Origin of the sequence: Actinokineospora fastidiosa (assembly GCF_014648415.1) — a bacterium.
Taxonomy (GTDB): domain Bacteria; phylum Actinomycetota; class Actinomycetes; order Mycobacteriales; family Pseudonocardiaceae; genus Actinokineospora; species Actinokineospora fastidiosa.
Genome location: NZ_BMRB01000002.1, coordinates 1,282,904 through 1,296,655, shown reverse-complemented (window position 1 = coordinate 1,296,655; position 13,752 = coordinate 1,282,904). Strand labels below are relative to the sequence as shown.

General features: G+C 73.9%; 14 protein-coding genes. 7 read left to right on the top strand and 7 right to left on the bottom strand.

The window, feature by feature from the left end; all coding sequences use genetic code 11:
- Positions 1-46 precede the first annotated feature (46 nt).
- Complete coding sequence (locus IEY98_RS15930) at positions 47-718, bottom strand: DNA alkylation repair protein (protein WP_189211201.1); 672 nt, start codon at positions 716-718, stop codon at positions 47-49.
- Positions 719-823: 105 nt separating this feature from the next.
- A complete protein-coding gene (locus IEY98_RS15925) occupies positions 824-1,219 on the bottom strand; it encodes a RidA family protein (RefSeq protein ID WP_189211824.1) in 396 nt (131 codons plus the stop codon).
- A gap of 93 nt (positions 1,220-1,312) precedes the next feature.
- On the opposite strand from IEY98_RS15925, the gene IEY98_RS15920 reads away from it, so the two are divergent.
- The 4 genes from IEY98_RS15920 to IEY98_RS15905 all read left to right on the top strand — a co-directional run bounded on the left by IEY98_RS15920 (position 1,313) and on the right by IEY98_RS15905 (position 6,540).
- Complete coding sequence (locus tag IEY98_RS15920; protein WP_189211200.1) at positions 1,313-2,287, top strand: helix-turn-helix transcriptional regulator; 975 nt, start codon at positions 1,313-1,315, stop codon at positions 2,285-2,287.
- 125 nt (positions 2,288-2,412) lie between these two features.
- Complete coding sequence (locus IEY98_RS32650; protein ID WP_229786947.1) at positions 2,413-3,177, top strand: hypothetical protein; 765 nt, start codon at positions 2,413-2,415, stop codon at positions 3,175-3,177.
- Between the two features lie 265 nt (positions 3,178-3,442).
- Positions 3,443-5,332, top strand: coding sequence for a KedN5 family methylcobalamin-dependent radical SAM C-methyltransferase (locus IEY98_RS15910; protein WP_189211199.1), 1,890 nt, complete (start codon positions 3,443-3,445; stop codon positions 5,330-5,332).
- A complete protein-coding gene (locus tag IEY98_RS15905) occupies positions 5,329-6,540 on the top strand; it encodes an MFS transporter (protein ID WP_189211198.1) in 1,212 nt (403 codons plus the stop codon). Before IEY98_RS15910 ends, IEY98_RS15905 begins: the two co-directional genes overlap by 4 nt.
- Here the strand turns inward: IEY98_RS15905 and IEY98_RS15900 are convergent.
- From IEY98_RS15900 to IEY98_RS15890, 3 genes are all read right to left on the bottom strand, one after another.
- Entirely contained in the window at positions 6,440-7,645 is a 1,206-nt protein-coding gene (locus tag IEY98_RS15900; protein ID WP_189211197.1) for a glycosyltransferase 87 family protein, read from the bottom strand. The genes IEY98_RS15905 and IEY98_RS15900 overlap by 101 nt on opposite strands.
- A gap of 100 nt (positions 7,646-7,745) precedes the next feature.
- A complete protein-coding gene (locus tag IEY98_RS15895; RefSeq protein WP_189211196.1) occupies positions 7,746-9,053 on the bottom strand; it encodes a cytochrome P450 in 1,308 nt (435 codons plus the stop codon).
- A 27-nt stretch (positions 9,054-9,080) separates the two neighbouring features.
- A complete protein-coding gene (locus tag IEY98_RS15890; protein WP_189211195.1) occupies positions 9,081-10,655 on the bottom strand; it encodes an ABC-F family ATP-binding cassette domain-containing protein in 1,575 nt (524 codons plus the stop codon).
- A gap of 306 nt (positions 10,656-10,961) precedes the next feature.
- On the opposite strand from IEY98_RS15890, the gene IEY98_RS15885 reads away from it, so the two are divergent.
- Complete coding sequence (locus tag IEY98_RS15885; RefSeq protein ID WP_189211194.1) at positions 10,962-11,711, top strand: hypothetical protein; 750 nt, start codon at positions 10,962-10,964, stop codon at positions 11,709-11,711.
- A 1-nt stretch (position 11,712) separates the two neighbouring features.
- On the opposite strand, the gene IEY98_RS15880 is transcribed toward IEY98_RS15885, so the two are convergent.
- Positions 11,713-12,273: a P-loop nucleotide/nucleoside kinase family protein gene (locus IEY98_RS15880; protein ID WP_189211193.1), complete on the bottom strand. Its 561-nt coding sequence runs from the start codon at positions 12,271-12,273 to the stop codon at positions 11,713-11,715.
- An 80-nt stretch (positions 12,274-12,353) separates the two neighbouring features.
- Between IEY98_RS15880 and IEY98_RS15875 the strand changes: the two genes are divergently transcribed.
- Positions 12,354-12,755 (top strand): Imm10 family immunity protein, encoded by a 402-nt coding sequence (locus IEY98_RS15875; protein ID WP_189211192.1) that lies wholly within the window; start codon positions 12,354-12,356, stop codon positions 12,753-12,755.
- On the top strand, positions 12,755-13,543 hold the full coding sequence (locus IEY98_RS15870) for an alpha/beta fold hydrolase (protein WP_189211191.1): 789 nt from the start codon (positions 12,755-12,757) through the stop codon (positions 13,541-13,543). The genes IEY98_RS15875 and IEY98_RS15870 overlap by 1 nt, the downstream gene beginning before the upstream one ends.
- On the opposite strand, the gene IEY98_RS32645 is transcribed toward IEY98_RS15870, so the two are convergent.
- Entirely contained in the window at positions 13,527-13,700 is a 174-nt protein-coding gene (locus tag IEY98_RS32645; protein ID WP_229786946.1) for a hypothetical protein, read from the bottom strand. The two genes, IEY98_RS15870 and IEY98_RS32645, sit on opposite strands and share 17 nt — an antisense overlap.
- Positions 13,701-13,752 lie beyond the last annotated feature (52 nt).

The window sequence follows — 13,752 nt, the reverse complement described above, 5'->3', positions numbered from 1 at the left end:
GAAGAACCCCTGGCGAGCCAGACATTTCCGGCTTTCCGGCCGTTGCCTACTCGGCGTGCCTGCGCCGCACCATCTCCGTGATCCAGATGGGAGCGAACGGCGACGTGCAGTTCGGGGGAGTCGGGTAGTCCTTGAGCACCTGAAGGCGCTCGCCGATGGCGACAGCGCGGGCGCGGTGCTCGGCGTGCTCGATCCCGATCTGGGCCAGGCAGTGGTTCATCGCCCACTGCAGACGGTCGGGCGCGCCGCCCATCCGCGCCTCGATGACGTCGAGCAGCCCCGGCAGGTCGAGGCCCGCGGGCTTCTTGACCACGCGGTCGGAGGTCAGCGCCCAGCCCGCGCTCGCGACCACCGGGTCGGGGTCGGCGAGCCAGGCCACGCGCAGCGCCTCGGCGTGCTGGCTCTTCTTCACCACGTAGTTCACGAACCAGTCGTGCACCTTGGGCGTGCGGGACTCGCGCAGCATGCTGTCCAGCTCGTCGCGGTCGAACGCTTTCGGGCGGGCGACGAGGACGGCCAGGAGCCGTGCGGCGGTGTCGCCGGTCGCCCAGAGTCCGAGCGCGAGCTCCTGCCGCGTCTTCAGCCGCTTGGCGATCTTGCGCAGCTCGCCGAGGTTCACGCCGTGGTCGTCGCCGTGCTTCTCGTTCACGGCACGGGCCTTCGGGTCGTCGAGCGCGGCCAGCTCGGCCATCACCTCGGCCACGGTCGGCTCGGTCACCTCGGCCTCCTGTCCGCCACGGGGAGGCCCAGCCTAGGGGCGACCCCGGGATGCGGGGGGAGGCGGCGCCGACACGATCGAGGTGTCGGCGCCGCCTGCCGTCCGTCAGGCGACGGCGGTTCCCTCCAGTTCGACCAGCAGGGTGGGGATCGCCAGGCGGGTCACGCCGAGCATCGTGGTCGTCGGCGCCACCCCGGCCGCGCCCAACCGCGCGGCCAGCACGCCGTAGTGCTGGAACAGCAGGTCGACGTCGGTGGTGTAGACGTTCAGCCGGACGAGGTTCGCCAGGGACATGCCCGCCGCGCCGAGCACGGCCTCCAGGTTGTCCAGGCTCAGCGCCACCTGCGCGGCCATGTCGCCGTCGTGCTGCGGCTTGCCGTCGCCGCTCATCGCGGTCTGCCCGGCGCAGTACAGGGTCCGGGTGTGCCCGGCGACGACCTCGCCCTGGTTGTACCCCAGCTCCAGCGACCAGTTCCAGGGGTTGACCGTCGTGCGCTCCACTGCCACTTCAGCTCCATTCGGTTCATCGACAGTGGGACGAGCCTCCCCGAGAATCACGACATCCTCTGTCAGGTATTCCGGTACGGTCTGCGCGTGCGTGCCGACCGGTTGGTGTCGCTGGTGCTGCTGCTGCGCCAGCGCGGTCGGCTGTCCGCGGCGACGCTGGCGCGCGAGCTGGAGGTCTCCACCCGCACCGTGCTGCGCGACATCGAGGCGCTGTCCTCCGCGGGAGTCCCGGTCTACGCCGAACGCGGCCGACACGGCGGTTTCGCGCTGCTGCCCGGTTTCCAGACCGAGCTCACCGGGCTGAACCACGACGAGGCGCTCGCCCTGCTCGTCGCCGGGTCGCGGCGCGGCGCGCAGGCGTTCGGCCTCGGCTCGGCGCTCGCCTCGGCCATGCTCAAGGTGGTAGACGCACTGCCGGAGAGCCATCGGGACACGGCCGCGGGCGCGGCGCGGCGGCTGCTGATCGACCCGGAGACCGACCTCCTCGCGCGCCGCGTGGCCGCCGACGAGGCGCCCGAGAGCGTGGTGGCCGAGGTCCGGCGCGCGGTGTTCGCCGGGCGCAGGCTGCGCATCCGGTACGCGGCGGTGGGCCAGACCCCGAAGTGGCGCACGGTGGACCCGATCGGCCTGGTCACCGTCCACGGCCAGGGTTACCTGCTGGCCACGCGTTCCGGCGCGGACCGCACGTATCGGCTGTCCCGGCTGTCGGCCGCGGAGGAACTGGACGAACCCGCGCAGCGCCCGGACGGGGTCGACCTCGATCGCGCGTGGCAGGAGCGCAGCGCGCGGTTCCGCGCGGGCGACGACCAACTCGCCGTCCTCGTTCGAGTGAATCCGGTGCGGCGCGCGGAGGTGGCGGGCACCGCGCTGGCCGTCCTCAGCGAGGAATCCGACGCGGACGGCTGGCTGCGGCTGGAGGTGACCTTCCAGGACCCCCGGCACGCCGAATGGGCGCTGTGGCAGCTCGCCACGGACGCGGAAGCCCTGTCCCCGCAATGGCTGCGCACCGTCCTGCACGATCGCGCCTCGGCGATCGCCGCCCGCTACGGCGTCTCTTCCTGAAGATCTGTCACTGTCGGGGTTTCCAGTTTGTCCCCGGAGCTCACCGGAAGGGGTGAACTCCCTTGGCGCGCAGGGACTCTGTGTCATGATCGATGTCCTCGACGGGCTGGCGGAGAGGGGCGGGGATGCGGGGCAGGCGTGTGGCGGGTCCGCTGGCGTGGCTGCTCGTCGCCCTGCTCCTGGCTGCCTGCGGGCGGAGGGGCAGCGACCGCGACGACGCGTCCGACCCGTCGGTGTCGTCCGATCCGTCGGTGTCGGCCAGTCCGACCGACGAGGCCGCCGGCGAGGGGCCGGGGCTGGAGATCGTGATCGAGGGCGGCGGCGGCTCAGGTGAGGGTTCGGGCGGCGGCGGAGCCGAGCAGACCCGGCCGGAACCGGCCCCGGAACCGACCGACCCGACCGAGGACGCGTTCCGCGCCGTCGCCCAGGGAACGTGCCTGCCGATCCACCGCGACGGCCGCGCGTGGAACGTCTCCACCCCGCCGAGCGCCGTGTCGTGCCGGAGCGAGTGGGCGGGCCTCTTCCAGGTCACCGCCACCAACACGACCTGCGCGTCCGGCGTCGGACGGGACGAGTGGACCTACCACTCGTCCGTCACCGGCAACACCACGACGCTGTGCCTGAATCGCGTCTGGGTGCCGAACTACTGCGTGCTCGCCGAACAGTCGGGCAACGCCATCAACTCCATCGGCCACTCCACCGCGGTCGGCTGCAACGCCACCGAGGTCCCCGTCCCGTACAACCAGGTCTTGGTGATCGCCGCCGTGTACCGAGCACCCCCAGGCGCCACCGCCGACCACTGCCGCGCTGGCCCCCAGGACTACCGCCACTACTGGTCCCTCCTCGCCGACGACGGCAACACCCTGGTCTGCTTCACCCCTCGCGCCTAGCCGCCCTGTAACGCCATGGGCGGTCCGGAGATTTCCCGATTCTCGTCGTGGCGCCTGGGCAGCCCAGGCGCCGCCGAAGCCGTCGGGGATCGTGCGACGCGTCCCCCGGCCGCGAAACGAACGAATCGCGCGAAAGGGAATGGTTGAGGAATCCACCGGACCGCCATTCCGGATGAGCGTGGGAGAAATACCCAACCGGACTAATCGGGGGCCTTGTTATTCGGTTACCGTCGATGGCTCATTGCTCGCCGAAGGGGGAGGCGAAATGGGTGCGTTCTCGGTCGTTGTGGTGCAGCAGGGCGTCTGGCACATGGCGAAGGAGTCCATGCCGCTGGCGGCGGGATACCTGACGGCGGCGGTGCGGCAGGACCCGGAGCTCGCCGGTCGGTGCGACACCGGGATCCTGAACTTCCCGGGGACCGCGTCGCCGTGGGGGATGGCGGTGGAGTTGGTGCGCTCGGGGGTTCCCGACGTCGTCGGGTTCTCGGTGCTGGGGTGGAATGTCCGGCAGTTCTCGGCGGTCGCTGAGGCGGTGAAACAGGCAGCGCCGGGCACGCTTGTCGTGTTCGGCGGCAACCACGTTGCCCACCAGGCCGAGCGGGTGTTCCGCCAGTGCCCCGCGGTGGACGTCGTGGTCAACGGCGAGGGCGAGGCGGTCTTCGTCGACATCGTGCGGACGCGCCTGGCGGGCAGGGGATTCCACGGCATCGCCGGGATCTCCTACCGCGCCCCGGACGACACAGTGGTGACCACGCCGGAACGGCCGAGGCGGGACGACCTCGACGAGCTCCCGTCGCCCATCCTCACCGGCGCCATCCCCCTGCGCGACGACGACGGCGGCTTCCGCTACGACGTCGCCCTGATGGAGACCAACCGCGGCTGCCCGTACCGGTGCGCGTTCTGCTACTGGGGCGGCGCCGTCGGCCAGAAGGTGCGCGCGTTCTCCCGGGATCGGCTGCGCGCGGAGCTGACCGCACTCGCCGAGGCAGGCGCGGACACGATCGTGCTCTGCGACGCCAACTTCGGGATGCTGCGCCAGGACGCCGATTTCGTCGACGACCTGATAAGCGTGCGCAGGCAGTACGGATACCCCCGCGCGCTGGAGACCTCGTGGGCCAAGAACAAGTCGGCCACCTTCTTCGACATCGTCCGCACGATGAAGCGGGAGGGCCTGCGCAGCTCCTTCACCCTGGCCCTGCAGACCCTCGACGACGCGACCCTGCTGGCGATGAACCGCCGCAACATGCGGATCAACTCCTGGCACGAGCTGGCCGACTGGCTGGCGGCCGAAGGGCTGGACACCTACGCCGAGCTGATCTGGGGCGCCCCCGGCGAGTCCCCGGAGTCCTTCCTGCGCGGCTACGACGAGCTGGCCCGGCGCGTCTCCCGCATCGCGGCCTACCCGCTGCTGCTGTTGCCCAACACCGCCTACACCGAGGACCGGGGCCGCCACGGGTTCATCACCGTCCGCGGCGACCGCGACGACTTCGAGTACGTGCTCGCCACGCGGGAGATCAGCCTGGCGGAGAACCTGCGGATGCAGCGGTTCCTGTTCTGGGCGCGCCTGCTGGCCGAGAACCTGGTGCTGCGGTCGCTGTGGCCGGTCGCCGGGGCCGTGCTCGGCATGGGCCAGTCGGCGCTGGTCCTGTCCGTGGCCGACCACATCGACGGCGCGGAGACCCCGGGCGCGCGGCTGGTGCGCGCCGCCGCCGACGGCTCGGTCGCCGACCCCGACTCGCTCGCGCCCGCGCTGGAGTTCTGCTTCTCCACCACCGAGTTCGACGACCTGCTCATGGGCTGGTGGGCGGGGATCGAGCCGAGGGTCCCCGCGCCGTGGCGCGTCCCGCTGCGCGAGGTGCTGCGCCACGACCTCGACACCCGTCCGCTGCCCGACCCGGCGCGCCGCGGCCTGCCCGACGCCGAGCTGGTCGGCGAGGACGGCGACCTCCACTGGTCGGTGGAGCGGACCTACCTGGTCGACGTGCCCGCGCTGGCGCGCGCCGCCCGGCTCGGCCGCCTGGGGGACGCCCCGGCGCCGAGCCCGCACCGGACCCGCCTGCGGTTCAAGCGCGGCTTCGCCGAGCTGGCCAGGTCGACGAACCACGAGGAGACCGCGCACTACGTGGCGACCACGACCGTCCGCGCGCAGGCATGACGCTGCGTTCCCCGCTCGACGTCCGACCCGGCTACCGAGGGCTGCTGCGCTCGCCGAGGCGTGCGGCGATGGTCCTCGCGGGCGGGGTCGCCCGGTTCCCGATGACCGGCGCGGGCGTGGCGATCGTGCTCGCGGTGGCGGGCGCGACCGGCTCCTACGCCGTCGCGGGCGCGGCCTCCTCGGCCTACGTGGTGCTCGCCGCGCTGGCCGCGCCGGTGCTCGGCAGGCTGATGGACCGGCTCGGGCAGGCCCGCGTGCTCGCCGCCGCGGCCCTGGTCCAGACCGCGGCCCTGCTGACGCTGGCCGCGGTGGCCGCCGCCGCGCACCCGGTGGTGATGATCGCGCTGTGCGGGGTCGTCGGGCTGGCCGCGCCGGACGTCGGCGCCGCGGTGCGGTCCCGGTGGGCGTTCCTGCTCCGCGACGACGGCGCGCGCCGCACCGCGTTCCTGCTGGAGTCGGTGGTCGACGAGACGATGTTCGTGGTCTCGCCGCTGGCGGTCAGCGCGGCCGCCGCCGTCCACCCGTCCGCCGGGCTGGTGGTCGTGGCGGCGGGCCCGGCGTTCGGCGCGACCGCGCTGGCGATGCAGCGCGCGACCGCCCCGCCGCCCGGGGGCCGGTCGACGGCGGCGCGCCGCCGCGTCGCGGTGATCACCAGGCCGGGCCTGCCCCGGCTGGCGCTGATGTTCCTGGGGCTCGGCGCCTACCTGGGGTCCATCGAGGTGCTGCTGGTCGCCTATGCCGACCGGGCGGAGCGGCCGGTGGAGGCCGGGATCGCGCTGGCGGGCTGGGCCGCGGGCAGCGCCGGGGCCGCGCTGGTGCTGGGCGCGCGGATCGCGGCCTTCGCCCCGGCCCGGGTGCTCATGGGCAATGTGGCGGTGATGGCCGCCTTCGGGCTGCTGCTGCCCGCGAACCACGGCCTCGTCTGGCTCACCGCGGTGTGCTTCTGCGCCGGGATCGGCGCGTCCCCCGCGCTCAGCGCGGGCTTCTCCCTGGCCAGCGACCGCGCGGGCGACGACGGCCGCACCGAGGGGATGACCTGGATGTCCACCGGCATGGGCTTCGGCACGACGCTGGGCGCCCTGACCGGCGGCCTGGTCGCCGACCGCGTCACGGGCCAGGAGGGCTATCTGCTGTGCTCGCTGTTCGGCCTGGTGGCCCTGGCCGCGGCGGCGTGGGCGGTGGTCGACCCGCGATCACGGCCAAGGTGACGAGCACCGCGACGGTGACGACCGGGTACACGCTCGTCTGCAGGACCTGGGTCGGGCTGAACGCGAGCCCGCCGCCGGGATCGATGCCCCACTCGAAGACCCGCAGGGCGAACGCCGCCACGACCAGCGCCAGCCCCGCCGCGGCTGCCCAGGACGCGCGGGCGTGCGGGAGCAGGAGCACCGCCAGCGGCAGGACCCAGACCCAGTAGTGGTTCCAGGAGACCGGCAGCACCAGGCACTCGACGAGCGCCACGCACACCAGGCCGAGCAGGTCGCGCCGCCCGCCGCCGGGCCCGGACCGCCCCAGCCTGACCGCGATCGCCATGCCTGCCACGCCCACCACGACCGCGACGACGAGCCACGGCAGCAGAAGCCCGTCCGTGCCGTGGAAGGCGCGCACCATGACGCTCCACAGTGAACTCGTGTAGACCTGCTCGGGCCGCTCCGCCTTGGGCGCGCCCGTCAGGCTGGTCCAGTACGTCCACGAATCCTCCGGCCGCAGCAGGAAACCGACGCCGACGGTCGCCGCGAAGACCGCCGTGGCGACCCCGGCCGCCCGCGTGCGCCGGGTGAGCAGCAGGTACACCACGAACACCGCGGGCACCAGCTTGATCCCGGTCATCACGCCCAGCGCGACCCCGTGCCAGCGCGCCCCCGGCCGCCGCGTCACCTCCCAGAACGCCACCGCCATGACCGCCAGGTTGACCTGGCCCAGGAGCAGCGTCGCCTCCACCGGTTCGAGGACCAGCGAACCGGCCGCGAGCAGGCCCGCCCACACCGACGCCCTCGTCCCGCGCACCCCGACCCGGTCCAGGCAGTGGAGCAGCACCCATTGCAGGGCAAGCAGTCCCACCACGTTCCACACGACGCCGACGGCGGTCGCGCCCGCGAGCGTGAACGGGATGAACACCACCGCGCCGAACGGCGGGTACTGGAACATCAGTTCGCCCTCGGTCAGCGGACCGGCGTACAGCGATCCCTGTCCCAGCAGGATGTCCGCGCCCGCCTGGTACACCTTGAGGTCGAGCATCCAGGCGTAGTCGTCGACCCGCACCGCGCAGTGGACGCCCGCGACGGCGACCGCCACCGCGAGCGCCAGCGCCACCCGACCACCCCGCCCAGGTCCGGCACGGCCCTCCGTCGGTGGGACCCCCATGGGGCCATGGTAGGTGATCGGGCTCACACCGTCGGTGGTTTTCGCCCGGTCAGACGGGCCCGTCGTAGACGAGGGTGAGCGGGCGGCTGGGGCCGAGCGTGATGCTGTGGGGCCGGGCCCGGGGGACCGGACGCGCGCGGTCGGACGGCGTGAAACGGCCAGCGCTCACCAGGGTCCCCAGCACGACGCGCATCTCGTACTCGCCGAAGGCCGCGCCGATGCAGCGGCGGTGTCCGCCGCCGAAGGGCGCGTACTCGTGCGGGCGCGGCTTGGAGTCGAGGAAGCGGTCCGGGCGGAACGCGAACGGCTCGTCCCACACCTCGGGGTTGTGGTGCAGCAGCGAGGTGGCGACCGCGGCGGTGTCCCCGGCGACGAGGTCGACGCCGCGGAAGCGCCAGGGCGCGGTGAGCATGCGGGCCACCATCGGCACCACCGGGTGCAGCCGCATCGCCTCCTGGCACACCGCGCCGAGGTAGGGCAGCGCGGCCAGGTCGTCCGGCGCGGGCGCCGTGCCGAGCGGCGCCAGCTCGTCGCGGAGCCGCCGCGCCGCGCCGGGCTCGCGGTGCAGGTGGTACATCGCCCAGGCCAGCGAGGTCGCCGTCGTCTCGTGGCCCGCCACCACCATGGTGCGCAGCTCGTCCAGCAGGTCGCTGGCGGACATCGCGCCGCCGTCCTCGTACCGGGCGGTCAGCAGCAGGGACAGGATGTCCTCGCGGCCGTCGACGCCTGCCTCACGCCGCGCGTCGATCTCCGCGGTGAGCAGCGCGTCGAACTCGGCGAGCCTGCGCCGCAGCCGTGCCGCCGGGCCCAACCGGCCGACGGTGTGCCGGAACGCGGGCATGGCGAGCGCGGGGGTGTACCCGGCGAGCAGCCGGGCGGTCGCCGAGGCGAACCGCTCGCCGCGCGCGCTGTCCTCGACGCCGAAGATCGCGCGCACGATCACCGCCAGCGTGACCGCCTGCCCGAGCGCCAGGACGTCGACCGGCTCGCCCGCGCGGTGGCGGCCGAGCCGGTCGAGCGTGACCCGCTGGATGATCTCCCCGTACGCGCGCATCCGCCTGCCGTGGAACGGCGGCGCGAGCAGCCGCCGCTCGTGCCGGTGCCGGTCGCCCTCGACCATGATCAGCGAGCCGGGGCCGAGCAGCGGCTCGACCATGTTCGGCCGGGCGGTGGCGAACAGCTCCACCGGCCCGGCGAACAGCTCGCGCGCGCCCTCGGGGTCGCCGGTCACCACGAGACGGCCCGACCCGGGGACGCGCACGATCACCGGGTCACCGCGCAGGGCGCGCTGTCTGCGCAGGTAGCCCTCCGGGTCGAAGGGCGCGGTGGCGGTGTTCAGCACGCTGCGGATCTTCACCCGTCCCATGGTGCCCGAGCGGGCGGCTCAGAGTGCCAGGCGCGGCCAGGAAGCGGTGTCCCGCAGCAGTTGCCGGTCATGCGTGGCGATCACGACCGCGGCCGGGGTGCCCGCGAGCGCGGCGGTCAGCTCGTCGACGAGCGCGGCCGACAGGTGGTTGGTCGGCTCGTCGAGCAGCAGCACGTGCGGGCGGTCCGCGAGCACCGAGGCCAGGTCCAGCCGCCTGCGGGCGCCGACCGACAGCTCGGCCACCGGCCGGTGCGTGTCGTGCCCGTCCAGCAGGCCCAGGTCGCTCGCGCGGTGATCGCCGTGCAGTTCCACCGCCGTGCGCCGGTCCGGCGGCTCGGACTCCTGCCCCAGCCAGTCGACGCGCGCCGGGCGGGCGCGGGAGACCGTGCCCGTGGTCGGCGCCAGGGCGCCCGCCAGCACCGCGAGCAGCGTCGACTTGCCCGCGCCGTTGGGCCCGGTGACCACCAGCCGGTCCCCGGAGTCCAGCGCGAGGTCGACCGGGCGGGCGAGCCTGCCCGCCACGGTGAGGCCCTCGGCGCGCAGCAGGGTCGAGCCGCGGTGCTCGGGCAGCTCGGGCATGGCGAACCGGCTCGGCGGGGTCGGCACGGCCACCACGTGCGCGGCCAGGTCCTCCTGCCGTCGGTGCACGGCCCGGACCAGCGCGGGAGCGCGGGTGGCGCGGGTGTGCTTGCCGTGGCCCTTGCCCGGCCGCCAGCTGTCGCGCAGCCGGTTCCGCGCGGCCGACAGGTCGTCGGCCAGCCGCTGCCGCTCGGCGACCTGCTCGGCGTGCAGCGCCTCCCAGCGGGCGCGTTCGGCCCGGCGGGCCTCGACGTAGGCGGCGTACCCGCCGCCGTACACCCTCGGCCTCCCGTCGCTGGACGGGTCGAGGTCGATCACCGAGGTGGCCACGTCGGCGAGCAGCGCCCGGTCGTGGCTGACCAGCACGACCACGCCCGGATGGGCGCGCAGCCGCTCGGTGAGGTGGTCGAGGCCGTCCGCGTCGAGGTGGTTGGTCGGCTCGTCGAGCAGCAGCACGGCGTGGTTCGCGCCGAGCAGGCAGGCCAGCCGCACCCGGTGGCGCTGCCCGACCGAGAGCGTGCCGAGCGGGCGGTCCCGCTCGGCGACGGCGCTCAGCGCGGCCAGCGAGACCTCGACGCGCCGGTCGGCGTCCCAGGCGTCCAGCGCCTCGGCCTCCGCCAGGGCGGCGGCGTAGGCGTCGTCGGCTCCCGGACGGCCGTCGGCCAGCGCGGCGGTGGCCTGCTCCAGGCGGGCGAGCGCGCCGCGCGCCGCTGCCAGTTCGAGGTCGATCAGCGCGCCGACGGTGTCCGCCGGGCCGAGCGGGAGCTGCTGGTCGGCGACGCCGAGCGAGCCCGCCCGGCGCACCTCGCCCCGGTCGACGGGCGCCTGGCCCGCGAGCACCCGCAGCAGCGTGGTCTTGCCGCGGCCGTTCTCGCCGACGACGGCGACCCGCTCACCCGCGGCGGCGACGAGGTCGACCCCGGCGAGGACGGGCCGCCCGCCGAAGGAGAGGTGCACGCCGGACACGCGGACGTGCGCTGCCCGCACGACGGCAGGCGAAAGAGGGGATGACATGAGGGAACTGCCTCCAGTGACGTGATGCGCGGAGAGGACGAGAACCGGCGCCGCGCTCGCGCGGTGCCGGGGGAGGCGTCGTCCCTCAGAGGAACAGCAGTTGCTGCATCACGTCCACCACGGTAACCCACCCCGGCGCGGGCGGGCACCCGGTTTTCGTCACACGCCGACTCGGGGTGCTTCCCGCGGATGCGGGTCCATTGTGGATGCGCTGACGGGCTCACCGCTCGCGCCGTCGCGGTGTACCAGCGGGACAGCAGCGGCTGACCCGCGTCGCGGAGACGGTGCAGGCGTTAGGCTGCGGCCGTGCGCGAGATCATCACCGCGGGGGAGCGACCGGACCTGAAGAAGGCGGCCGTGGCGGCGCTCCGCGGCGAATGGCCCGCGTTCGTGCTGCACGACGCGGTCTCCACCACCCACCGGCAGGCCGTGGGGGAGTACTTCGCCCGCTACGACGTCATGCTCGTGGAGGACGGCGAGGTGCTGGCCCTGGCGGTCGCGGTGGCGCTGCGCTGGGACGGCGTCGTCTCCACGCTGCCCGACGGCTACGACGGCGCCCTCGTCGCCGCGGTCACCGAGCACGAGAGCGGCGTCGCACCGGACACGGTGTGCCTCATGTCGGCCACGGTCCGCCCGGACCGCGCCCGCGGCGGCCTGGCGGGCGTGATGCTGACCGCGCTGCGGGAGCGGGCGGCGGACGCGGGCCTGACCAGGGTGATCGTGCCGGTGCGCCCGACGCTGAAGGCGAGGTACCCCTTGACCCCGATGGCCGACTTCCACCGCTGGACGCGGGCGGACGGCCTGCACCTGGACCCGTGGATCCGCACCCACCAGCGCCTGGGCGCCGAGATCCTGGCCCCCGCGCCGAACTCGATGGTCGTGACCGGCACGGTCGGGGAGTGGGAGGACTGGGCGGCCATGGCGTTCCCCCAGTCCGGCCACTACGTGGTGCCGGGCGCGCTCGACCTGGTCGAGATCGACCGCGAACGCGACCACGGGGTGTACCGGGAGACGAACCTGTGGATGCGCCACCCGGACATCGCAGCGAGCAGCTGAGCTATTCGGACATCGCGGTGCGCACCTGAGTCCGGATCGGCGGGGCGCCCGTGCGGTTGTCGATCTCCAGGTGCGGGACGGGCGGCGGGTCGTCCGGCCGCATCCGGGCGACGAAGGCGGCGAAGTCGGCGAGCTTCCCGGTGTCCCGCGGCGATCCCCGCCGCCGCAGCCGCTCGTGGAGGGTGGCGGCGTCCGAGCGGACCCACACCAGCCGGACGTCGCCGCCCAGCTCGCGCACCCAGCCGTCCCACCGGGCGGGCTCCCGGATCTGCGCGGTGAACGGCCCCGACAGCAGCACCGGGCACCCGTGCCCGCTGATCTCGCGCGCGAGCCTGGTGAGCCCGGCGTACTCGTGGACCTTGATGTGCTGGTCGTACCAGGCCCCTTCACGCTCCCCACCGTCCCGCCCCGCCGCGGCGAGGGTGGCGGCCACGAAGTCCCCGTACACGGTGTCCTTGTCCAACAGGGCGGGCACAGGCTTGAGGACGTCGAGCAGCACCTCCGCCACCGTGCTCTTCCCGGCCCCCGGCGCCCCCGCCACAACCCACACCGTCGCACCCATACCCCCAGTCTGCGGCCACCCGCCGAACCCCACGAGCGCGACCCCGCGGGACCGCAGACGGCGTGTGGTGGGATGACCGAATGGAGATGATCATCCGGTCGGCGGCCCTCGATCATGACGAGTACGGGGTCCTGACCGCGGGCCTGGCGGAGAACGCCGACGGCACGGGACGGTGCCTGCTGTTCCAGGCGTCCCTGCTCGCGTTCGACGACCAGGACATCGCCAACGGCGAGGACCGGTACTGCGTCATGACCGACACCGGCGCCACCGAGTACGGCGGCGTGCTCCGGGCTCGCCTCGAAGGTGACACGCTCTCCATCTCCCTCACGCCGCATCTCGCGGCCGTCCTGGCCATGGCCGAGGACGTGACCTGCCGATTCGAGGACATCGACCGCACGGCGGTCCGGGAGTTCACCGACGGGCTCCGCGCGGTCCTCGCGATCGCGCCGGAAGGTGATCGGCCGAGTGTTGAGGTGGTGTGATGGCTGAGCTCTCCCCGATGCTGGTTCGGGGCCGGACGTTGCAGGTGGTCGACTTCGGCGGTGACGGGCCGCCCGTTCTCGCGTTGCACGGGCATTTCGGGCGGGCCCGGATGTGGGCGGCGATCGCAGGCGAACTGGACGGGCGTCATCGGGTGATCGCGCTCGAACAGCGGGCGCACGGGCGTAGTGACCGGGGGCCGGTGTCGCCGGACGACTACCGGGACGACGTCGGGGCCGTGCTCGCCGAACTCGGCCCGATGCCCGTGGTGGGGCACTCCATGGGCGGCATCGTCGCCTTCCGCGCGGCGGCCCGGTATCCCGGGCTGGTGACCGCGCTCGTGGTGATCGACAGTCCCGTTCGCAACCAGCCGCCGGAAGTCCCGCGGCCGGTGTTGGACGTCAGCGGGTGGCCGCGGCGGGCGCCGACGTTGGCGGCGTTGCGGGCGGGCATCGAGGCGCACGGGATCCCCGATGCCGGGTACTTCCTGGAGAGCGCGGTCGAACACCGCGACGGCTGGGGGCTGCTGTTCGACGCCGAGGACATGATGGCGTCGCAGCGGGCGCTGGTGGGGGACTGGTGGCCGGACTGGCTGGCCGCCACCTGCCCCGCGCTCCTCGTGCACGGCGCGGACAGCTTCCTCCTCCCGACGCCCATGGCGCGGGACATGGCCGCCCGGCGACCGGGGACCACGCTGCGGGTGTTCCCCGGCGGCCACTGGGTCCACGACGAGCACCCCGGGCTCGTCGCCGCCGCCATCGCGGAGTTCCTTTCTAGCGGAACGGCTTGACGAGCTGGGCGAGGTAGCCGTCCGGATAGTCGGGCTCGGCGGCCATGCCGAGGTCGTCGCTGGTGAAGCGGCGGCCGGGGTCGTAGGAGTACGTGCCGAGCAGGTGGTCCCAGAGCAGGGTGAACAGCCCGAAGTTGACGTCGCCGACCCCGCCCACCTGAGGTGGTGGAACCGGTGCGCCTGGTTGAGGGCGACCACCGCCAGCAGCG